The organism is Streptomyces sp. NPDC052910 (genome assembly GCF_055585605.1).
On sequence record NZ_JBVJJR010000009.1, the window covers coordinates 189,630 to 210,348 of the forward strand.

Here is a 20,719-nt window from a genome sequence, read left to right on the forward strand (position 1 = left end):
GGAGCGCGACTCGCCCGGGGGTCAGTCGGCGAAGTCTTTCAACTCCTCGGTCTCCAGCGTGAAAGCCACCGGCTCGGGGAGCCCGACGGGCGCACCGTACGGCCGGGAGACCGAGCTGAGGTACGTGCCGTCCTCGGGATCCGAGTACACGGTGACCATGCGGCGCTCACGATCGACGAGGAGGTAGACGGGAATGCCCGCGGACGCGTAACCGACGGGCTTTTCCATCCGGTCGCGCCGGTTGGTGTCCGCGTCGTCGGAGGTCACCTCGACCACCATCAGCACACCCTTCGGATCGGACCAGTCCCCGTGGCCGGCGAAGTGCTTCCGGGGAGCGAGGGCGGCGTCGGCGATGGCACGGCCTTTCCGGTAGTTCTCCACCTTCAGGCTCGCCTCGGCGTAGAGGCGCATGTCCGGTCGCCGGTCCCGGCATACGTCCTGCAGCCACATCACGATCTCGCGGTGGTCCCCGTCCGGCACCGGCTTGACCTCGATCCTTCCGTTGATGAACTCCAGGCGCACGGTCTCGGGCGCCGATCGGGCCAGTTCCTCGAACTCGTCGACACCGAGCAGGGGTCGTGCGGCGGGGACCGGGGTCATGTGATCGCCTCCTCGCCTCCATGGTGCCCCGGCGAGCGACAGCATGTCGTGTATGGCGGTCATGGCTGCCTTCCTCTTGGCCGGCGATCGTGCGCGCCGCAGGCTACGCACCGGCTACGGACCGCGGCAAACCCGATACCAAGCGTCAGGGCTCTGTGGTATGCACGCGCCCACCGGGGCGCCCGGGCAGCCCCGGCTCCGCCCCGCGAACACTCCGCAGCCACGCGTCCAGAGCGGCGAGATCCCCGTCGGTCAGGCCCCTCACGGGATCGACCCGGTGAAGGAGAGCCTCTGCGGGGTGGCGGGCCCGTACCCAACGGCGGTCGGCGTCGGCGATCTCGTCGTCGACCCAGGCGAACGGGCGTCCGGCCGCCCAGGCGACGAGGGCTCGGGTCTTCCAGTGGACACCGCTCCGCTGTTCGGCTCCGTCCGGCGCGTCGTGCTCGCCCACCGGGCCGGGCCAGTCCACTACGGGGAGGGCGGGCAGGCCGAGCCAAGGCGAGACACAGTCATTGGCGTCGGACATCCACGTGGTCGCCCACACGAGTTCACACGGCAGGGCCGAGAGCCGGGGGCCGAGAGCGGGGTCGATCCGGGTGATCAAAGGGTTGCCGCCGTCGTCTCCGCGGGCTCCCGGGCCGAGCCAGGGGCTGCGGTAGGTCGGGTAACCGTCCGGAAGCTGTCCGCTCGTAGCGCCGAAGGGGATGAGGGGGCCGTCCACGTCGAGGAAGAGGAGGGGCGGCGCCGAACCTGTCGTGCCTGTCATGTCCGGACCGTATCGGGCGGGCGGGCGCGACCGTCCACACCCGCCCCTCAGCCCACGCCGCCCCCGGTCGCCGTCCAGGGCAGGTCGAGGAGGGCCACCCGGCCCCGGGCGGTGTTGCCGCCCGGCGGGATCACCGCCATGGCGTCGGCGGCGGCCAGCCCGCGCAGCATCGCCGGGCCGTGGAAGCGCAGGGGGCGCGCGCCGTCGCCGCCGCGCAGTACGACCGGCACCAGGCGGGTGTCGGACGGGTGGCTCGGCACGGGCCCGGTGAGCAGGGCGCGGCGGAGCGAGGGCGCGGCGCGGCCGGAGAGGCCGCGGAGCAGGGGTTCGGCGAGGGTGATCAGTCCCGCGACGGCCGCCAGCGGGTTGCCGGGCAGGCCGACGAGGTGCCGCTCGGGGGTGAGCCGGGCCAGCAGCATCGGGTGTCCGGGGCGGACGGCGACTCCGTCGACCAGCAGTTCGGCGTCCAGGCGGCGCAGGGTGGGGTGCAATTGGTCCCGCGGTCCTGAGGCCGTGCCGCCGGTGGTGATCACCAGGTCGGCGTCGGCGGCGGCCAGCGCGTCGTGCAGCGCGTCGGCATCGTCCCCCAGCCGCAGCGTGCCGGCCGTCTCGGCCCCCAGGGAGCGCAGCCAGGGTTCGAGCATCGGTCCGAGGGCGTCCCTGATGCGACCGTCCTGGGGGAGCCCCTCGTGGACGAGTTCGTCGCCGAGGACGACGACGAGCACGCGCGGGCGCGCGGTCACGGGCAGCCCGTCGTGGCCGGCGGCGGCGGCGAGGCCGAGGACGGCCGGGGTGACCAGCGTGCCCGCGGGCAGCAGTTCGTCGTCCCGGCGGCACTCCTGGCCGCGCGGGCGGATGTCCTGGCCCTGGGCGGTCCTGCGGGTCGGGTGCAGCTCGTTTCCGCTGGTACGGCCGTGTTCGGAGCGCAGGACGGCCGTGGCGCCGGCCGGTATCCGGGCGCCCGTCGCGATCGGCACGGCGTGCCCGTCACGCAGCGGTTCCGCACCCGAGTGACCGGCGAGGATGCCGAGGCCGGCGTCCTCCGGCAGGCGCCAGGGGCCCGGGCCCGCCACCGCCCAGCCGTCCATCGCCGAGGTGTCGAACGACGGCAGGTCGGTCAGCGCGGCGAGCGGCGCGGCGAGCGTCCGTCCGACCGCCTCGGCCAGGGGCAGGGTGCGGGCGGGCAGGGGCTCGGCGGCCCCGGCCGCGATGCCGCCGGCCATGGCCCAGGGCATGGGGCGTCGGGGCGCCCCCGACGACGGGGGCCGGACGTGGCCGGAGTGCCGGGGGGCGTCCGGCGCGGGGGCGTCTTCGTCCGCGCGCCCGTTCCCGCTCCCGTCCTCATTTCCGCCCCCGTCCTCTATTCCGTTCCCGTCGACGTTTCCGTGCCCGTTCCCGCCCTGGGTTCCGTTCGCGGCCCGGTCTTCGGCGGCGGCGTTCTTCCTGCCGGTCTCGGTGTCGTCCCCGCTTGCGCTTCCGTCCCCCTCGCCGTCGCCGTCGCCGCTCGTGGGCGTCACGGTGACGGGCTCGGGACGGCCGGGCGCACCCGTCGTCGCTTCCTCTCCGGTGGCGGAAGCGGCGGCCTTTCGGGTAGTCCGTTTCCCCTTGGGGGACTTGGCACCCTTGGGGGGCTTGGAGTGCTTGGGCGGCTTGGGGGCCGGCCCAGGAGGCACAGCGGTGGCGTCAGCGGCATCAGCGGCGTCAGCGGCCTCGGCCCGGGGGCCGGGCTCCTCCCTGGCGACGTCGTTGTCGGCGGTGCCGTCGTCCGAGTACCGACCGCCGTCGTCCGTGCCGACGGTGACGTCGCAGACCGACCGCCAGATGTCGGTCAACTCCCCGTCGTCGTCCAGACGATGTCGCTCTCCGCTCCGCCGCGTCCCGCCGTCCCGTCCCCCGGGCCCGGGGTCCGCCGCGTGCGCCGGAGCCTCCGGGCGGCGCTCGCGCCCGTCACCACCGCGCGCGCGGGCGTGCGCGTCGGGGGCGGCCACGTCCCGTACGGACCGCCAGACGTCCGTCAGCCCCTCGCCGGCGGCGGTATCCGCACCCGGTGCGGGGGCGGATGCGGGCGCGGGCGCGTGCGCGGGCGCCGTCCCGGAACGCGAGCCCCCGTCGTCCACGCCACCGGTCATGTCGCGGATCGACCGCCACACGTCCGCCAGTGCCCCACCGCCCCGCGGCCCCCTGCCGGGCGCGCCGCCGGCCGGCACGCCCGGCGCCTCTCCGGCCGGACGCGGGCCTCCCCTTACGGCATCCCGTACGCGGGAGGGCTCGTCCGCGCCGGCCACCTCGCGGATCGACCGCCAGACATCCGTCAGCACCTCGTCGGCGCCCGGCGGTTCCCCTCGCCCCGCCTGATCGGACCGGCCTCCGGGGACGCGGGCGTCCCGGGCTCCCGGCACGGCCGGTGTCCGGGCTCCGGCAGCGGTGGCGGTTCGTTCGGCACTTCCTCGGCCCCGGCTCGGCGGACGCTTCCCCGCCGGGCGCCCCCCGGAAGCGGAGCGCCCCCCGGAAGGGGCACCGGGAAGGCCCCCGGGAGAATCCCCGGGCGAGGCGGCTCCTCCCGTCGTCCGCTCCTCGATCGAGTCCCCTGGGGCGTCGTCCTCGTGGTCCTCGAACGACAGGAACCCGCCCTCCACCGGCGCCACCTGCCGTTCGGGCCCGCCGTGGTCGCCGGAGAGCAGGGCCAGGGCCTCGTCCGTGGCGCGCTCCAGCGCCGCCGCGTCCGCGTCGCGGTCCCTCATGAGGAAGGTCCCGCGGGGGTGCCGGCCGGCGAGTCGCCCTGCTCCGCCGCCCACCGTTCGGCGAGGGCGGCGGCCTCCCGGGCGGCCTGGGCGACCGCTTCGGGCCCGCCGCCGCGCAGAGCGGCCGCGTAGCCGACGAGGAAGGTGGTCAAGGGGGCGGCCGGGCGGGCCACGCCGTGCGCGGCGTCACGGGCCAGGTCGAGCAGGAGGGTTCTGTCGACCTCGAGTTCCATGCCGAGTTCGGCTTTGACCGCGGCGATCCATTCATCCAGCACGGTCCCATCGTCCCTGATCCTGGCGCGGGCCGCCGCGATGTCCTCCCAGGTGTCGCAGTCGAACGACGCTTCGTGGCGGGGCAGCCGGGTCAGGGACAGGGCCTGGGTGAGCATCCGTACGGGAAGGCCCGTAAGGGTCCCGTGTTCGGTCGCGAGCAGGGCCAGTTCACGGCGGGCGGGTTCCGCGCGGTACGCGGCGACGAGGGGTTGGTCGCGTCCGTCGGCGTCGGTGAGGACGGCGCCCTCGGTGCCGTCGAGCGCGGCCTTCCGCAGAGCCCGCAGCGTCCCGGCGTCGAGGAAGGGCAGGTCGGCGGAGAGGACGAGGACGACCTCCGCCGAGGTGTGCCGCAGTCCGGCGGACAGGGCCGCCAGCGGCCCGCCCCCGGGCGGCTGTTCACGAGTCCAGGTGACCGGGCGGACCGTGGCCCGCCGCGGCCCGACGACCACGGTGGTCCGCGCGCCGGCGCACGCGCCGAGCACACGGTCGAGCAGGGACCGCCCACCGACCCTCAGGCCGGGCTTGTCCGCCCCGCCCAGCCGCCGGGCCGCTCCTCCGGCGAGTACGACCGCGTCGAAAACCGTGTCCGTCACCCCCGCAGTATGCGCCCGCCGGGAGGGAAGCATTCCGCCCGCCTCCCACCGGACCGCCCCACCTGCGGGCGGCCACGCCCCCACGTCGGCGCACGCCCCCACGCCCTCACATCGGCACACCCCCGCGCCCGCACACCCTCACATCGGCACACCCCCACGCCCGCACACCACCGGACCACCACACCGCCGGACCCCACCCCACCCCACCCCGTCACATCACCGCATGACCAGGCCGCCTTTGTCCCTCCCGAGAAAGCATCCCCCTGCCTCAGAGGGACCTGAGGAGCACCACCGGCCGCTCGACGCAGTCGGCGACGTACCGGAGGAACCCGCCGGCCGTCCCCCCGTCGCACACGCGGTGGTCGAAGGTGAAGGACAGTTGCACCACGTGGCGCACGGCCAGTTCTCCCTCGTGGACCCAGGGTTTGGGGACGATCCGGCCGACACCCAGCATGGCCGCCTCGGGATGGTTGAGGATGGGCGTGGAGCCGTCGACGCCGAAGACCCCGTAGTTGTTGAGGGTGAACGTGCCGCCGGTGAGCTCGGCCGGGCTCAGCCGGCCCTCGCGGGCGGCCTCGGTGAGGCGGGTGATCTCCGCCTGGAGGGCGACCGTGTCGCGCGTGTGCGCGTCCTTGACGACCGGGACGACCAGGCCGCGTCCGGTCTGGGCGGCGAACCCCAGGTGCACGGCGGGGAGCCGGACGATCTCCCGGGCCTCGGTGTCCACCGTCGCGTTGAGCTCCGGGAACTCGGCGAGCGCGGCCGTGCAGATCCGGGCCAGGAGGGCGAGCAGGGAGATCTTGGTGCGGCCCGGCCCGTCGTTCATGGCCCGGCGTGCGGCGAGCAGTTCGGTCGCGTCGGCGTCCACCCAGCAGGTGGCGTCCGGGATCTCGCGCCGGCTGCGGCTCAGCTTCTCGGCGACGGTGCCGCGCAGCCCGCGCAGGGGGACGCGCTCCCCGCTCAGGGGGGCCGGTCCGGGCGCCGCCGGTGCGGTGGCGCGTTCCACGTCGGCACGGAGGATGAGCCCGTCGGGACCGGTGCCCCGCAGGCCGGCGAGGTCGATGCCGCGCTCCCGGGCCAGCCGCCGTACGAGCGGTGAGATGACGGCCAGGGCCCGGACGGGCGGCTCCTCAGGCGCCACACCGCCGTCCGCGGCCATGCCGTCCACGGCCATGCCCTTCACGGCGACCCGGTCCACAGCCACGCCGTCCACGGCCGTCTCCCCGGCCGCCGACGGGGCGAAGCGGCCCTGCGGCCGGACCCGCGCCCGGCGGGCGGCGGGCGCCTGCGTCCCGTACCCGACGAGGACATTGCCCGAACCCTCGCCGTCCCCCTGACGCCCCCGGTCCGTGCCAGGGGCATCGTCAACGGCACCGGCCTCGGCACCGGCACCGTCCGACTCCCCCACCGCCACCGTCAACAGCGGCGCTCCGACCGGCAGTTCCGCGCCCTCCTCGCCGAAGCGTGCCGTGACGACGCCCCCGTAGGGGCAGGGCACCTCGACCATCGCCTTGGCCGTCTCGACCTCCACCACCGGCTGGTCCACGGCGACGACGTCACCGACGTCGACGAGCCAGCGGACCACCTGCGCCTCGGTGAGCCCTTCACCGAGATCCGGCAGCGCGAACTCCCGTACGGCGGCCATCAGCGCACACCCCCCTGCGCCCCCGACGCGCCCCGCGCCCCCAGGGCGCTCCCCTGAGAGACTCCGGGGCCGCTCCCCGGATCGGTCCAGTCCGCCTCCCACTGCAGGCGGGCGACCGCGTCCAGCACCCGGTCCACGCCCGGCAGATGGTGCTTCTCCAGCATCGGCGGCGGGTACGGGATGTCGAAACCGGTCACCCGCAGCACCGGCGCCTCCAGGTGGTGGAAGCAGCGTTCGGTGATCCGGGCGGCCAGCTCTCCGCCGGGACCGCCGAACCCGGTCGCCTCGTGCACCACGACCGCCCGGCCGGTGCGCCGGACGGAGGCGCAGACGGTCTCCTCGTCGAGCGGGACCAGCGAGCGCAGATCGACGACCTCCAGGTCCCAGCCCTCCGCCGTGGCGGCCTCGGCGGCCTCCAGGCAGACCGGCAGGGACGGCCCGTAGGTGACCAGCGTCGCCGAGGTGCCGCGCCGGCGGACGACGGCGGTGCCTATGCCGGGGACCGCCTCGGGCCGGTCCGGCTCCCAGTCGGCCTTGGACCAGTACAGCCGCTTGGGCTCCAGGAAGATCACCGGGTCGTCGGAGGCGATGGCCTCACGCAGCAGCCCGTACGCGTCGGCGACGGTGGCGGGGGTGACGACGTGCAGGCCGGGGGTGGCCATGTACAGCGCCTCGGACGAGTCGCTGTGGTGCTCGACGCCCCCGATGCCACCCCCGTAGGGGATGCGGACGGTGATCGGCATGGGGACGGCGCCGCGCGTGCGGTTGCGCATCCGGGAGACATGGCTGATGAGCTGTTCGAGCGCCGGGTAGGCGAACGCGTCGAACTGCATCTCGACCACCGGGCGCAGCCCGTACATCGCCATGCCGACGGCCGTGCCCAGGATGCCGGCCTCGGCCAGCGGCGTGTCGGTACAGCGGTCCTCGCCGAACTCCTTCGCCAGCCCGTCGGTGATCCGGAAGACGCCGCCCAGGGTGCCGACGTCCTCGCCGAGGACGTGCACCGCCGGGTCGGCGGCCATGGCGTCGCGCAGGGCCCGGTTGAGGGCCTGGCTCATCGTCGCGGGCTTGCGGCCCGTCGTGGCGACCGCGGTGGTCATCGGTCCGTTCCTTCCCGCTCGCCGCCGTGCGCGGATCCGTCGGCCGCACCGGCCGCCGCGAGCTCGGCGCGCAACTGCTCGGCCTGTTCCCGCAGGCGCGCGGTCCGCCGGACGTAGACGTGGTCGAAGAGCTCCATCGGATCCAGGACGGGATCCTCGTTCATGCGTTCCCGCAGGTCGGCGGCCATGCGCTCGGCAGACTCCCGGACGGCGGCGAGACCGTCCGCGTCCACCAGATCACGCCGGACGAGTTCTCGCTCGACCAGCTCGACGGGGTCGTGCGAGCGCCAGGCGGCCACTTCGGCGTCGCTGCGGTACCGCGTGGCGTCGTCGGCGTTGGTATGGGCGTCGAGACGGTAGGTGACGGCCTCGACGAGGGTGGGGCCGCCACCCGCGCGGGCCCGCCGGACGGCCTCGGTGAGCACCTCCAGCACGGCGGGCGCGTCGTTGCCGTCGACCAGGCGACCGGGTATGCCGTAGCCGACGGCCTTGTGGGCGAGGGAGGGCGCGGCGGTCTGCTTGGCGAGCGGCACGGAGATCGCGAACCCGTTGTTCTGTACCAGGAAGACGACCGGTGCCCGCCAGACCGCGGCGAAGTTCAGTGCCTCGTGGAAGTCGCCCTCGCTGGTGCCGCCGTCGCCGACCATCGCGAGGGCGACGACGTCATCGCCCTTGAGCCGGGCGGCGTGCGCCAGCCCGACGGCGTGCGGGAGCTGGGTGGCGAGTGGGGTGGCCAGCGGGGCGACGCGGTGCTCGTGGGGGTCGTAGCCGGTGTGCCAGTCGCCGCGCAGCAGGGTGAGGGCCTGCACGGGGTCGAGGCCGCGGGCGACTGCGGCGAGGGTGTCGCGGTAGCTGGGAAAGAGCCAGTCGCGGTCCTCCAGGGCGAGGGCCGCGGCGACCTCGCACGCCTCCTGCCCCGTCGAGGACGGGTAGACGGCCAGCCGGCCCTGCCGGGTAAGGGCGGTGGCCTGGGTGTTGTAGCGACGCCCGCGCACCAGGTGGCCATGGAGCAGCCGGAGCAGCTCGGGGTCCACGGTGTCCGCGGCGGGGGTGCCCAGCAGCCGGTACGGCTCCCCGTCGGGCAGCAGCGGGGCGGGGTCCGTGCGGGGCTCCCAGGCGGGGGGCGGGGTCGGCCGGTAGGCACCGGGCTGCTCAAGGACCGTCATGACGAGCACCTCCTCTGGGGGCAGGTGTGAAGCGGGCGTGAGGCAGGGGTGAGGCAGGCGTGACCGGAAAGCGCCCTGCGCTCTCCCTACCGATTGTTCGGTTGCCGGTGCATTTTGGCTACAGGCGACCCGGGCCTGTGGACAAACGGTTCTCCACAGCCTGAGATATGCACAGCGCGTCCACTCAGGGGAGGCATGGCGGTATGCCGGACGAACAGATGGCCAAAACGAGCCCCAGAACGCCCGCCCGACCGCTCGACGAGATCGACCGCTCGATCCTGCACATGCTCCAGACCGACGGACGGGCCTCGATACGGTCCGTGGCCGAGCGGGTGCACGTCTCCCGCGCCAACGCCTACGCGCGGATCAACCGGCTCATCGACGACGGGGTGATCCGGGGCTTCGGCGCCCGCATCGACCAGGAGCGGGCCGGGCAGGGCGCGTCCGCGTACATCACGCTGAAGATCGTGCAGAACTCCTGGCGCACCGTGCGCGAGAAGCTCAGCGTGCTGCCGGGGGCCTCGCACATCGCCCTGGTCAGCGGGGACTTCGACGTCCTGCTGCTGGTGCACACCAAGGACAACCGGGCCCTCCGCGAGCTCGTGCTCACCCGGATCCAGGCCATGGAGGAGGTGCTGAGCACCCGCACCCTGCTGGTCTTCGAGGAGCAGGACCTGAAGGAGGGCCTGAACGGACAGGAGGTGTGAGGCGGCGCGGGGCGCGCGGGACGGGCGCGGGGCGCGCGGGACAGGACGAGGCGCGTCCGGCGCCCGCCCGCCCGTCGGCCGGTGCGCGGAGCTCGATCCACCCGCTCGTCGGCGCGCCGCCCGCTCAGTGTCCCGCAAGCCCGCCCAGCGTGCCCGCCACCCCGCTCAGTGCGACCGCAACCCCGCGAACGCCGTGTTGATCACCGCGTCGGCGACCTCCTCGCTGGTGGCGGCGTTGTCCCGCTGCGGCCGGTACCACTCCACCACGGAGTTGATCATTCCGAAGAGGAGGCGGGTCGCCAGCCGGACGTCCACGTCGGCCCGCAGGTCACCATCGGCGGCGGCCTCCTTGAGAAGGGCCGCGACCCGGTGGTCGAACTCCCGCCGGCGCTCCATCGCCCAGCGCTCGGTGTCCGTGTTGCCGCGCACGCGCAGCAGCAGCGTGACGTACGGGAGTTCGGCGATCAGCACCTCGACGGTGCGGCGGGTGACGTACTCCAGCCGGTCCACGGCGGCCCCCGTGGTGGCGCCCGGCTCGTCCAGGACGGCGAACAGCCCGTCCAGCGCACGGCTTATGGCCCGCCGCAGCAGTTCCTCCTTGCTCCTGACGTGGTGGTAGATCGAGGACTTCGAGATCCCCGCGGCGCGCGACAAGTGCTCCATGGAGGTGCCGTCGTAGCCGCGCTCGTTGAACACCTCGACGGCGACCGCGAGCAGCGATTCCGGCGTGTAGGTGTCACGCTTGGCCATGGTCATGATGGAAACAGGCTCTCCTTGACGGCCGCTCGGCGGCGCAGCGACTGGGACGGGGCGTAGCGCCCGCCCGGGTACTCGGACTCCATGTTCGCCAGGAAGCGGCGGACCCACGCGGCCCCGAGCTCCCGGCCCCACTCCAGCGGTCCGCGCGGGTAGTTCACGCCGAGCCGCATGGCGGTGTCGATGCCCTCCCGGCCGGCGACGCCCCGGCCGGCGGCGTCCTCGGCGAGGTCGACGAGGAGGGCGACGGTCCGCGCGACGACCAGGCCGGGCGCGTCCGCCACGACGCTGACCTTCTTGCCGAGCGCCTGGAACAGGCCGACGGCGGCCCGCAGGTCGGCCGGGGAGGTGCCGGGGGAAGCGGCGAGGGCCACACGGGCGCAGGAGCGGTAGTCCAGGGCCAGGTCGAAGCGGACGGCCGGTTCCCCGGTCTCCCCCGTGGCGGACCGGCCGTCGGTCAGGGCCAGCCGGGCGCCGCCGGGCAGCGCGAAGTACCCCTCGCCGTCGGAGTCCGCCCGCCTCAGCGTTATGCCCGCCGCCTCGACCAGTTCCGGCAGGACGGCCGCGGCGGGGGGCAGAGTGCCGTGCAGGACGAGTGCCTCGGGCGCCTTCTCGGGAGCCGCGGTGTGCGGTTCCGACCGCGCGGCGCCCTCGGCGTGGTCGTACCAGCCCCGCCCACTCTTGCGTCCCAGCAGCCCCGCCTCCACCAGGCGCCGCTGGGCGAGCGACGGGGTGAACTTCGGGTGGTGGAAGAACGCCTCGTACACCGAGCGCGTGACGGCCTCGTTCACGTCCTGGCCGATGAGGTCGGTGAGTTCGAACGGACCCATGGCGAAGCCGCCGCTCTCGCGCAGCACCGCGTCGATGGTGGCGGGGTCCGCGGCCCGCTCCTCCAGGAGCCGGAAGGCCTCGGCGTAGAACGGCCGGGCGAGCCGGTTGACGAGGAAGCCGGGGGTGTCGGCGCAGCGTACGGGCGTCTTCCCCCAGGCCGCGGCGGTGGCGTACGCGCGGTCGGCGGCGGCCTGCTCGGTGGCGTGCCCCCGGACGACCTCGACCAGCGGCAGCAGCGGCGCGGGGTTGAAGAAGTGCAGGCCGACGAGGCGTCCGGGGCGGCGCAGCGGTCCGGCGACCGCCGTCACGGGCAGGGACGAGGTGTTGGTGGCGAGCAGGCAGTCGTCGGCCACGACCTCCTCCAGCTCACGGAACAGCCCCTGCTTGACGTCCAGTCGCTCGACGACGGCCTCGGCGACGAGCGCGCAGTCCGCGAGCCCGGCGAGCTCCGCGACGGGACGCAGCCGTGCGACGGCCGCGTCCCGGGCGTCCGCCGGCATCCGGCCCTTGGCCACGAGGCGGTCCAGCCGGGCGGCGACGGCCCGCGCGGCGTCCTCCGCGCGGCCCGGGAGCGCGTCGTACAGCCGCACGGGGTGGCCCGCGACCAGGGCGACCTGGGCGATGCCCTGGCCCATGGTGCCCGCGCCCACGACGGCCACGGTGTGCTCCGGCTCGATTGCGGTCATGGCAGTGATCCTCCCCGATGAGGTGGTGCCGGATTCGCCGGGCCCCCTTGTCCCGACCGATCGTTCGGTTAATGTATCTGGCGGGTACGACAACGGCACGCGGCCGGGTGAATCCGGCACCACCGTTTCACCTGGTTCCACTGCTTTCACTGCACTTTCGCTGCGTTACTTGAGGTTCACCACCACCGCATCCACGCCCGTCCGACGAGGAGTTGGTCAACCGTGACCGCCGGACTCACCATCGACCAGTTGGCCGAGAAGCACTCCGCCACGCTCGACACGGCCCTCGACGTCATCCGCACCCGCGCCTACTGGTCCCCGCATCCCGAGCACCCCAAGGCGTACGGGCCCGACCAGGACGGCGGCCTGGACGCCGCCGCGGGCCAGGCGGCCTTCGAGGCCCTCCGGGACCGGCGCTTCGAGCTCGACCAGCCCGGCACAGACGACTGGACGGGCTCCGAGGTCTCCCCCTACGGCCCGCGGCTCGGCATCGAGTACCCCCACCCCGACCTCGCCGTGCTGCTGCCGGCCATGCGGTCCGCGATGCGCCCGTGGCGCGAGGCGGGCCCGCGCGCCCGGGCCCTGGTGTGTCTGGAGATCCTCAAGCGGATCAGCGCCAGGACGCACGAGATGGCACACGCGGTCATGCACACCAGCGGCCAGGCGTTCATGATGGCGTTCCAGGCCGGCGGCCCGCACGCGCAGGACCGCGGCCTGGAGGCCGTCGCCTATGCGTACGCCGCGCAGGCCGAGGCCGAGCGGACGGCCGAGTGGGTCAAGCCGCAGGGCAAACGCGACCCGCTGAAACTGGCCAAGGAGTTCACCGCGGTGCCGCGCGGCATCGCCCTCGTCATCGGCTGCAACACCTTCCCCACCTGGAACGGTTACCCCGGCCTCTTCGCCTCGCTGGCGACCGGCAACCCCGTCCTGGTCAAGCCCCACCCGCGCGCGGTCCTGCCGCTCGCGCTGACCGTGCGCATCGCGCGCGAGGTGCTGCGCGAGGCCGGCTTCTCCCCCGACCTCGTCGCCCTGGCCGCCGAGCGGGACGGCGAGGGCATCGCCAAGTCGCTGGCCGTCCACCCGGACGTCCGGATCATCGACTACACCGGTTCCACCGCGTTCGGCGACTGGCTGGAGACGAACGCCCGGCAGGCCCAGGTCTTCACCGAGAAGGCCGGCGTCAACACCGTGATCATCGACTCCACCGGCGACTACCGGGGGATGCTGTCCAACCTGGCCTTCTCGCTCTCCCTCTACAGCGGCCAGATGTGCACCACTCCGCAGAACCTGCTGATCCCGCGCGGCGGCATCGGCACGGACGCCGGCCACAAGACGTACGACGAGGTGGTGGCCGATCTGGCGGAGGCCGTCCGGAGCCTGCTGGGCGACGACGCCCGGGCCAACGCCCTGCTGGGCGCCATCGTCAACGGCCAGGTCAAGGAGCGGATCGAGGCGGCCGGCCGGCTCGGCGAGGTGGCGCTCGCCTCCCGTACGGTGGCCAACCCCGACTTCCCCGACGCGACCGTCCGCACCCCGGTGATCGTCAAACTCGACGGCGCCAAGCCGGACGCCGAGGCCGCGTACTTCTCCGAGTGCTTCGGCCCGGTGTCGTTCGCCGTGGCCGTGGACTCCACGGCGGAGGCGGTGGAACTGCTGCGGCGCACGGTGCGGGAGAAGGGCGCGATGACCGTCGGGGCGTACACCACCTCGGCGGAGGCCGAGGAAGCGATCGAGCAGGCGTGTCTGGAGGAGTGCGCACAGCTCTCGCTGAACCTGACCGGGGGCGTCTACGTCAACCAGACCGCCGCGTTCTCCGACTACCACGGCTCGGGCGGCAACCCCGCGGCCAACGCGGCGCTCTGCGACGCGGCGTTCGTGGCGAGCCGGTTCCGCACGGTGGAGGTGCGGCGGCAGGCGTAAGGGCCGGCCGCCGAGGCCCCGGCGGCGGTGTCAGGCCGCCGCGGGCCCACCCCAGTGGAACAGCGCCATCGCCACGCTCGTGGCGAGGTTGTAGCTGGACACCTGCGGGCGCATCGGCAGCGAGACCAGCCGGTCCGCCCGGCCCCGCACCTCGTCCGAGATGCCGTGCCGCTCGGATCCGAAGGCGAGCACGGCGTCGTCCGGGAGGCTGACGGACCGGATGTCGTCCCCCTCCGGGTCCAGCGCGAACAGCGGCCCGTGCGGCAGGCCGTCGGCCGTCACCCGTTCGACGGCCGTCGCGTAGTGCAGCCCCGCGCCCGCCCGCACGGCGTTCTGGTGCCACGGGTCGAGGTCCCCGGTGGTGACGACACCGGTCGCCCCGAAGCCGGCGGCCAGCCGGACGACCGCCCCGACGTTGCCGAGGTTGCGCGGGTTGTCGAGGAGGACGACGGGCGCGGGCCGGGGGCGGCGGGCCAGCGCGGCGAGGTTGTCCTCGCGGGTGGGCCGGGCGGCCAGGGCGGCGACCTCGGTGGTGTGTCCCCGGGGCACCAGCTCACGCAGAACGGCCCGGTCCACCTCCGTGAGCAGTCCGCGCAGGGACTCGGTCACGTCGTCGGCGAGCCGGTCGGCCAGCGCCAGGACGGCGGCACCGTCGGTGGTGAGCACGGGCCCGATCCGGGCCCCGAAGCGCAGGGCGTGCTTGATGGCGTGGAATCCGTCGAGCAGCACGGCGCCGGGGGCGGTCTCGCCCCACTGCCGCACGGCGATACCGGTCGCGTCCTCGGTCATGGGCCCAGCCTACGGCGCTGACCTGGGGCGACGCGGGGCGCCGGGCTCCGGTGGCGTTGCGCGCTCACCCCGACGCGGAACGGGCCGGGTCCGTCTCGGCCCCGGCCGACCGCCCGGCGCCCTGCCCCTCGTCGTCCGCCGCCGCGGTCCCGGAGGGCCGGTCCGGCGCCCGCCGGGCCGGGACCTCCCGTCGGTCGAAGCGGACCAGTGCGTCCCAGGCGCGCGCCGCCGTCCGTCCCACCGCGCCGCCGGCGCGCACCAGGAACGCCGTCGGCAGGAACACGGCGTCCGCGCAGATCATCACCAGGGAGAAGAAGGGCAGCCCGAGCAGGACGGCGATCCCGATGTGCTCCGCGATCATCACCACCACCAGGGCGTTCTTCACCCTGCGGTTGATCAGCGTGAAGGGGAAGGCCGCCTGGACCGCGACCGTTCCGTAGCTGAGCAGCAGCACGACGACACCGCTGGCGGCGAGGGCGTGCGACAGGCCCGGCCAGGGGGAGAAGTAGTCGAGGTGCAAGGGGTAGTAGAGCGCGCTGCCGTCCTGCCAGAGCGTGCCCTGCACCTTGTACCAGCCGGCCGCGCCGTAGATCAGGCAGATCTCGGCGAGTATCACCAGCAGGGCGGCGTTGTGCATCAGGTGCCCGAACGCGGCCGCCACCGCCCGCGGTTCCGTGCCGCCGTGGCGCCGCACGGCCCACCAGAGCCCGTGCCCGCTCCACAGGGCCCACAGCAGCATGGCCCAGCCGATGCCCGGGACCGGACCGTGCGCGGTCCAGGCGAGCCGGGTGTCGGTGTCGGTCGTCGCCAGGAACAGCGCGAGGCCGCAGAGCGCCCACAGCACCATGCCGGTGAGGTCCCGGTCCCTGCCGGGGTCCGCGGCGGCGTCCGGGGAGGCCGCCGCTCGGCGCCGCGCGCGCCGGGCGTCGAGCGACCACACCTGCCCGCAGCGGGTGAACACCGTGTAGATCGCCATCAGGTGCAGGACGTTGTCCCCGCCGTCGCCGACGAAGACGCTGCGGTTCTGCAGCGACAGCATGCCGATCATGTAGAGGACGGACATGGTCCTGGTCCGCCAGCCCAGCATCAGCAACAGGGCCGAGACCATCGCCAGGAGGTAGACCAGCTCGAACCACCAGCCGCTGTCGGACCACATGAGCACCGTGAAGGCGCCGTTGTCGTCCGTCAGCCGGTGGGCGAGGTCCCAGCTCCAGGGGGCGTTCGGGCCGTACAGCTCATGACGGTTGGCCCACTCGCGGACCAGGAAGAACAGCCAGGTGAAGGAGAACCCGATCCGGATCAGGGCGGTCTGGTACGGGCCGAGGGAACTGCCGGTGACCCGGGCGTAGGCATGTGACCAGGCGGTGCGTACGGAGGAGACGTTCACAGGGAACGCACCGCCTTCAGGTCGTCGGGGGTGACCTGCCACCAGGCCAGCTCACGTTGGACCGGCTCGCCGGTCTGCCCCTTGTTCCAGGGCGGCGGCGCGACGTTCGAGGTCACCGAACGGAGCTGGACGCGTTCGAGGCTGTTCCCCTCGCGATCGAGGTCCAGCCGGGAGACGGCGATCCGACGCAGGTACTCCTCGGCGAGCGGGCTCCGCTTGCCCAGCGGCCGGCCCTGGTCGTCGTGCCAGGCGAGGTAGAAGTCCCAGGCGCGACGGAGCTGGTTCTGTCGCGCGTGGCTGGGGAGGGGGTTGTGGTGGATGGCGGCACCGTCCTGGGCGGAGAGGTCGGTCCACGGGGTGACCGTGACCTTGCCGTCCGGGGCGCGCACCCGGGCACGGACCTGGACGTGGATGTTCTGCTGGAGCGGGTTGGGCGCGAAGAACTTCCAGTTCTGCTCGAACTCGGGCAGGACGTAGTTCGCGATGGTCGAGGAGTGCTGCTTGCTGACCGTGTTCGGCGGTGCCACGTGGAAGAACATCATGCCCAGATGCACCGCCGTCACCAGGGTGACGGTCAGGGCGCCGAGTGCGATGACACAGCGGGCGGTCCGGGACAGCTTGGCGGGCGCGGCCGGAGCCGCCCGCTCACCGGCGCCGTCCTTCCGCTCGCGTCCGTCGTCCGTGTCCATGTACGCCCCGATTTCGCTCGTCGATCGCGTTCGCCCGCCGATCGCGCGCGGACGCCTTCCGCGCACCCGAACGGTACCGACCCGGCGGCGGGGGACGCAGCGGCCATAAGACCTCGATCCCGCCGCCCGGCCCCCGGGCCGGGTTCGCCGGCCCCTTCCCGTACCGGCCATCGTGCCGTCCCCGAGACGCTCCGGCACCGTTGTCCACAGCCGACCCCGGGCGGTTATCCACAGCCTTGACACCGCTCCTGGGCCACCTCACCATTGAACCGAACGATCGGTCGGTAGGGTGCCGGGCTTCCCTCCCCGCACCGCCCGGCCGGCGTTCACGCGTTCACATCGGACGAGGGGGCATCGGCATGACGACGACGGCACCGGAAACGCCGGAAACGGTGGACACAGCGGCTCTGGAAGCGGTGTTCGACGCCACGGTGGCGGCGGACGAGCGCATCGAGCCGCGGGACTGGATGCCCGACGCCTACCGCGCCACCCTGATCCGGCAGATAGCCCAGCACGCCCACTCCGAGATCATCGGCATGCAGCCCGAGGCCAACTGGATCACCCGGGCGCCCTCGCTGCGGCGCAAGGCCATCCTCATGGCCAAGGTCCAGGACGAGGCGGGCCACGGCCTCTACCTCTACAGCGCCGCCGAGACCCTGGGCGTCGGCCGCGACGAGCTGCTGGACAAGCTGCACGCCGGCCGCCAGCGGTACTCGTCGATCTTCAACTACCCCACCCTGACCTGGGCCGACGTCGGTGCCATCGGCTGGCTCGTGGACGGCGCGGCCATCACCAACCAGGTCCCCCTGTGCCGCTGCTCCTACGGCCCGTACGCACGGGCCATGATCCGCGTCTGCAAAGAGGAGTCGTTCCACCAGCGGCAGGGGTACGAGCTGCTGCTCGCCCTCAGCCGCGGCACCGAGGCCCAGCACGCCATGGCCCAGGACGCGGTGAACCGCTGGTGGTGGCCGTCGCTGATGATGTTCGGCCCGCCGGACGGGGAATCCCCGCACTCCGCCCAGTCCACGGCCTGGAAGATCAAGCGGCACTCCAACGACGAACTGCGCCGGCGCTTCGTCGACATCTGCGTCCCGCAGGCCGAGTCCCTCGGCCTCACCCTCCCCGACCCCGACCTGCGGTGGAACGAGGAGACCGGGCACTACGACTTCGGCCCGATCGACTGGGACGAGTTCACCGAGGTCCTGCGCGGCAACGGCCCCTGCAACGAGCAGCGGCTGGCCCGCCGCCGTGAGGCCCACGAGGACGGCGCCTGGGTACGGGAGGCCGCCGCCGCGTACGCGGCCAAGCACGTCCCCGGCCCCCGCCGCGGCGGCACCCGGCCCGAGACCCCCGAGCGCGGGACCGCCGCGTCCGGTCCCACCGAGCACCCGGAGGCGATGGCATGACCGGCACCGACTGGCCGCTGTGGGAGGTGTTCGTGCGCAGCAGGCGTGGCCTCGCGCACACCCACGCCGGCAGCCTGCACGCCCCGGACGCGCGGATGGCCCTGCGCAACGCCCGGGACCTGTACACCCGCCGGTCCGAGGGCGTGTCCATCTGGGTGGTGCCCTCCGACGCCGTCACCGCCTCCTCGCCGGACGAGAAGGACCCCTTCTTCGAGCCGGCCGGCGACAAGGCGTACCGCCACCCGACGTTCTACGAGATCCCCGAAGGGGTGCGGCACCTGTGACCCCTGCCTCCACCGACTCCGCCACCGGCGCCCCCGCCACCCCGGCCGGCCCGCCGGCAGCCGTACCCGTCGCGGCCGCCCTCGCGCTCGGCGACGACGCCCTGGTCCTCTCGCACCGGCTGGGGGAGTGGGCGGGCCGCGCCCCCGTCCTGGAAGAGGAGGTCGCGCTCGCCAACATCGCCCTCGACCTGCTCGGCCAGGCCCGCACCCTGTACTCGCTCGTCGGCGACGAGGACGAACTGGCGTACCTCCGCGAGGAGCGCGCCTTCCGCAACGTCCAGCTCGTCGAGCGGCCCAACGGGGACTTCGCCCACACGATCGCCCGGCAGCTCTTCTTCTCCGCCTACCAGTACCTGCTCTACGCCCGGCTCGCCGAGGGCGACGGCCCGTTCGCCCCGCTGGCGGCGAAGGCCGTCAAGGAGGTCGCCTACCACCTCGACCACGCCGAGCACTGGACCCTGCGGCTCGGCGACGGGACGGCCGAGAGCCACGAGCGCATGCGCCGGGCCCTGGACGCCCTGTGGCGGTACACGGGCGAGCTGTTCCGGCCCGTGGAGGGCCTGGACGGCGTCGACCCGGACGCCCTGCGCGAGGCGTGGACGGAGCGCGTCGGGCGGACCGTGCGCCGGGCCACGCTGGAGCTCCCCACCGGCCCCACGGCGGTCGCCTGGGCCGCGGGTGGCGGACGCCAGGGCATCCACACCGAGCCCTTCGGCCGCATGCTCGCCGAGATGCAGCACCTCCACCGCAGCCACCCGGGGGCGTCATGGTGACCGGATCCGTGCCCCCGCCCCGGGCGGCCGAGGACCTGACGCCCGTGGAGGAGCGGCTGCGCGCGCTGGCCGGTGCCGTCCCCGACCCGGAGCTGCCCGTCGTCTCCCTGGAGGAGCTCGGTGTCCTGCGCGGTCTGCGCGTCACCGCGCCCGGCCGGGTGGAGGTGGACCTCACCCCCACCTACACCGGCTGCCCCGCCGTGGAGGCCATGTCCGCCGACATAGAGCGCGTCCTGCACGCCGAGGGGATCGCCGACGTCGAGGTCCGCACCGTGCTCTCGCCGCCCTGGACCACCGACGCGATCAGCGCCGAAGGCCGCCGCAAGCTCGCCGAGTACGGAGTCGCCCCGCCCCGGCCCTCCGGCCCCGTACCCCTCCGGCTCGCCATCCGCTGCCCGCACTGCGGTTCCACGGACACCACACTGCTCAGCCGCTTCTCCTCCACCGCCTGCAAGGCCCTGCGCCGCTGCGACACGTGCCGTGAGCCGTTCGACCACTTCAAGGAGTTGCACTGATGGCAGCGGCCCGCCACGGCACCTTCCACCGCCTGCGAGTGGCCTGCGTCGAACCGCTCACCGACGACGCGGTCGCCGTGACCTTCGCCGTCCCCGCCGAGCTCCGCGACGCCTTCCGCCATGCCCCCGGCCAGCACCTGACCGTGCGCCACACCGTCGAGGGCGCCGAGATACGCCGCACCTACTCTGTCTGCGGACCGGCCCCCGGTCCCGAGGGGCCGCGCACCCTGCGGGTCGGCGTCCGGCTCGTCGACGGGGGCGCGTTCTCGACGTACGCGTTCAAGGAGCTGCGGGCGGGGGACGAGCTGGAGGTGATGACGCCGGCGGGCCGGTTCGTCCTGGAACCACGGCCCGGACACTTCGCCGCGGTCGTCGGCGGGAGCGGGATCACCCCCGTCCTGTCCATCGCGACGACCCTGCTCGCCCGCGAGCCGGCGGCCCGTTTCACCCTCGTGCGCAGCGACCGCACCACGGCCTCCACGATGTTCCTGGAGGAGGTCGCCGACCTCAAGGACCGCCATCCCGGCCGGTTCCAGGTCGTCCAGACCCTCTCCCGGGAGGAGCGACAGGCCGGCCCGGCCTCGGGCCGGCTCGACGAGCGGCGGCTCGCCGGCCTGCTGCCGGCACTGCTCCAGGTCGGTTCGGTGGACGGCTGGTTCCTGTGCGGTCCGCACGGGCTGGTGCTGGCCGCCGAGCGGGCCCTGCACGGCCTCGGGGTCCCCCGGGACCGTGTCCACCAGGAGATCTTCCACGTCGAGGACAGCCCGGCCGCCCCGGTCCCGCCCCGGTCCGCCGACGCGGCCGCCGGCGGGACGGTCACGGCCACACTCGACGGCCACGGTGGCCGCTGGCCCGTCCGCGAGGGCGAGTCCCTGCTGGAGGCCGTGCTGCGCAACCGCCCCGACGCGCCGTACGCCTGCAAGGGCGGCGTCTGTGGAACGTGCCGGGCGTTCCTGGTCTCCGGCGAGGTACGCATGGACCGCAACTTCGCCCTGGAGGACGACGAGCTGTCGGCGGGATACGTCCTGGCCTGCCAGTCACGGCCGGTGACGGAGGAGGTGGAACTGGACTTCGACCGCTGACGGGGCGCCG

General features: G+C 74.0%; 19 protein-coding genes. 7 read left to right on the plus strand and 12 right to left on the minus strand.

The window, feature by feature from the left end:
• Positions 1-21: 21 nt before the first annotated feature.
• The 7 genes from ACZ6X9_RS28060 to ACZ6X9_RS28090 form a co-directional block, all read right to left on the minus strand.
• The gene (locus ACZ6X9_RS28060) at positions 22-600 is read right to left on the minus strand and encodes a Uma2 family endonuclease (protein WP_469780848.1); all 579 of its coding nucleotides are present in this window, start codon (positions 598-600) and stop codon (positions 22-24) included.
• 145 nt (positions 601-745) lie between these two features.
• Positions 746-1,366, minus strand: coding sequence for an HAD domain-containing protein (locus ACZ6X9_RS28065; protein WP_469780789.1), 621 nt, complete (start codon positions 1,364-1,366; stop codon positions 746-748).
• A 47-nt stretch (positions 1,367-1,413) separates the two neighbouring features.
• Positions 1,414-2,730 carry a molybdopterin molybdotransferase MoeA gene (locus tag ACZ6X9_RS28070; RefSeq protein ID WP_469780849.1) on the minus strand — a complete coding sequence of 439 codons (1,317 nt, stop codon included), beginning with the start codon at positions 2,728-2,730 and terminating at the stop codon, positions 1,414-1,416.
• A 1,373-nt stretch (positions 2,731-4,103) separates the two neighbouring features.
• Positions 4,104-5,006 carry an NTP transferase domain-containing protein gene (locus ACZ6X9_RS28075; RefSeq protein WP_469780790.1) on the minus strand — a complete coding sequence of 301 codons (903 nt, stop codon included), beginning with the start codon at positions 5,004-5,006 and terminating at the stop codon, positions 4,104-4,106.
• A 235-nt stretch (positions 5,007-5,241) separates the two neighbouring features.
• Positions 5,242-6,618: a dihydrolipoamide acetyltransferase family protein gene (locus ACZ6X9_RS28080; protein WP_469780791.1), complete on the minus strand. Its 1,377-nt coding sequence runs from the start codon at positions 6,616-6,618 to the stop codon at positions 5,242-5,244.
• The gene (locus ACZ6X9_RS28085) at positions 6,618-7,718 is read right to left on the minus strand and encodes an alpha-ketoacid dehydrogenase subunit beta (RefSeq protein WP_469780792.1); all 1,101 of its coding nucleotides are present in this window, start codon (positions 7,716-7,718) and stop codon (positions 6,618-6,620) included. Before ACZ6X9_RS28085 ends, ACZ6X9_RS28080 begins: the two co-directional genes overlap by 1 nt.
• Positions 7,715-8,884 (minus strand): thiamine pyrophosphate-dependent dehydrogenase E1 component subunit alpha, encoded by a 1,170-nt coding sequence (locus ACZ6X9_RS28090; RefSeq protein WP_469780793.1) that lies wholly within the window; start codon positions 8,882-8,884, stop codon positions 7,715-7,717. The genes ACZ6X9_RS28085 and ACZ6X9_RS28090 overlap by 4 nt, the downstream gene beginning before the upstream one ends.
• Before the next feature lie 203 nt (positions 8,885-9,087).
• On the opposite strand from ACZ6X9_RS28090, the gene ACZ6X9_RS28095 reads away from it, so the two are divergent.
• Positions 9,088-9,591, plus strand: a complete 504-nt coding sequence (locus ACZ6X9_RS28095) for an Lrp/AsnC family transcriptional regulator (protein WP_469780794.1) — start codon at positions 9,088-9,090, stop codon at positions 9,589-9,591.
• A 165-nt stretch (positions 9,592-9,756) separates the two neighbouring features.
• On the opposite strand, the gene ACZ6X9_RS28100 is transcribed toward ACZ6X9_RS28095, so the two are convergent.
• Positions 9,757-10,347, minus strand: coding sequence for a TetR/AcrR family transcriptional regulator (locus tag ACZ6X9_RS28100; RefSeq protein ID WP_469780795.1), 591 nt, complete (start codon positions 10,345-10,347; stop codon positions 9,757-9,759).
• A complete protein-coding gene (locus ACZ6X9_RS28105; RefSeq protein ID WP_469780796.1) occupies positions 10,344-11,864 on the minus strand; it encodes a 3-hydroxyacyl-CoA dehydrogenase in 1,521 nt (506 codons plus the stop codon). The genes ACZ6X9_RS28100 and ACZ6X9_RS28105 overlap by 4 nt, the downstream gene beginning before the upstream one ends.
• Positions 11,865-12,086: 222 nt before the next feature.
• On the opposite strand from ACZ6X9_RS28105, the gene paaN reads away from it, so the two are divergent.
• Positions 12,087-13,784: a phenylacetic acid degradation protein PaaN gene (paaN, locus tag ACZ6X9_RS28110; protein WP_469780797.1), complete on the plus strand. Its 1,698-nt coding sequence runs from the start codon at positions 12,087-12,089 to the stop codon at positions 13,782-13,784.
• A 30-nt stretch (positions 13,785-13,814) separates the two neighbouring features.
• On the opposite strand, the gene ACZ6X9_RS28115 is transcribed toward paaN, so the two are convergent.
• The 3 genes from ACZ6X9_RS28115 to ACZ6X9_RS28125 all read right to left on the minus strand — a co-directional run bounded on the left by ACZ6X9_RS28115 (position 13,815) and on the right by ACZ6X9_RS28125 (position 16,649).
• The gene (locus ACZ6X9_RS28115; protein ID WP_469780798.1) at positions 13,815-14,573 is read right to left on the minus strand and encodes a TrmH family RNA methyltransferase; all 759 of its coding nucleotides are present in this window, start codon (positions 14,571-14,573) and stop codon (positions 13,815-13,817) included.
• 64 nt (positions 14,574-14,637) lie between these two features.
• Complete coding sequence (locus tag ACZ6X9_RS28120; protein WP_469780799.1) at positions 14,638-15,960, minus strand: HTTM domain-containing protein; 1,323 nt, start codon at positions 15,958-15,960, stop codon at positions 14,638-14,640.
• The gene (locus ACZ6X9_RS28125; protein WP_469780800.1) at positions 15,957-16,649 is read right to left on the minus strand and encodes a DUF5819 family protein; all 693 of its coding nucleotides are present in this window, start codon (positions 16,647-16,649) and stop codon (positions 15,957-15,959) included. The genes ACZ6X9_RS28120 and ACZ6X9_RS28125 overlap by 4 nt, the downstream gene beginning before the upstream one ends.
• Before the next feature lie 359 nt (positions 16,650-17,008).
• On the opposite strand from ACZ6X9_RS28125, the gene paaA reads away from it, so the two are divergent.
• The 5 genes from paaA to ACZ6X9_RS28150 are packed head-to-tail and all read left to right on the plus strand — an operon-like array spanning position 17,009 to position 20,709.
• Positions 17,009-18,055 (plus strand): 1,2-phenylacetyl-CoA epoxidase subunit PaaA, encoded by a 1,047-nt coding sequence (paaA, locus tag ACZ6X9_RS28130; RefSeq protein WP_469780801.1) that lies wholly within the window; start codon positions 17,009-17,011, stop codon positions 18,053-18,055.
• On the plus strand, positions 18,052-18,339 hold the full coding sequence (paaB, locus tag ACZ6X9_RS28135) for a 1,2-phenylacetyl-CoA epoxidase subunit PaaB (RefSeq protein WP_469780802.1): 288 nt from the start codon (positions 18,052-18,054) through the stop codon (positions 18,337-18,339). The genes paaA and paaB overlap by 4 nt, the downstream gene beginning before the upstream one ends.
• The gene (gene paaC / locus ACZ6X9_RS28140) at positions 18,336-19,112 is read left to right on the plus strand and encodes a 1,2-phenylacetyl-CoA epoxidase subunit PaaC (RefSeq protein WP_469780803.1); all 777 of its coding nucleotides are present in this window, start codon (positions 18,336-18,338) and stop codon (positions 19,110-19,112) included. Before paaB ends, paaC begins: the two co-directional genes overlap by 4 nt.
• Positions 19,106-19,627, plus strand: a complete 522-nt coding sequence (paaD, locus tag ACZ6X9_RS28145; protein ID WP_469780804.1) for a 1,2-phenylacetyl-CoA epoxidase subunit PaaD — start codon at positions 19,106-19,108, stop codon at positions 19,625-19,627. The genes paaC and paaD overlap by 7 nt, the downstream gene beginning before the upstream one ends.
• Positions 19,627-20,709 carry a 2Fe-2S iron-sulfur cluster-binding protein gene (locus ACZ6X9_RS28150; protein WP_469780805.1) on the plus strand — a complete coding sequence of 361 codons (1,083 nt, stop codon included), beginning with the start codon at positions 19,627-19,629 and terminating at the stop codon, positions 20,707-20,709. The genes paaD and ACZ6X9_RS28150 overlap by 1 nt, the downstream gene beginning before the upstream one ends.
• Positions 20,710-20,719: the final 10 nt, after the last annotated feature.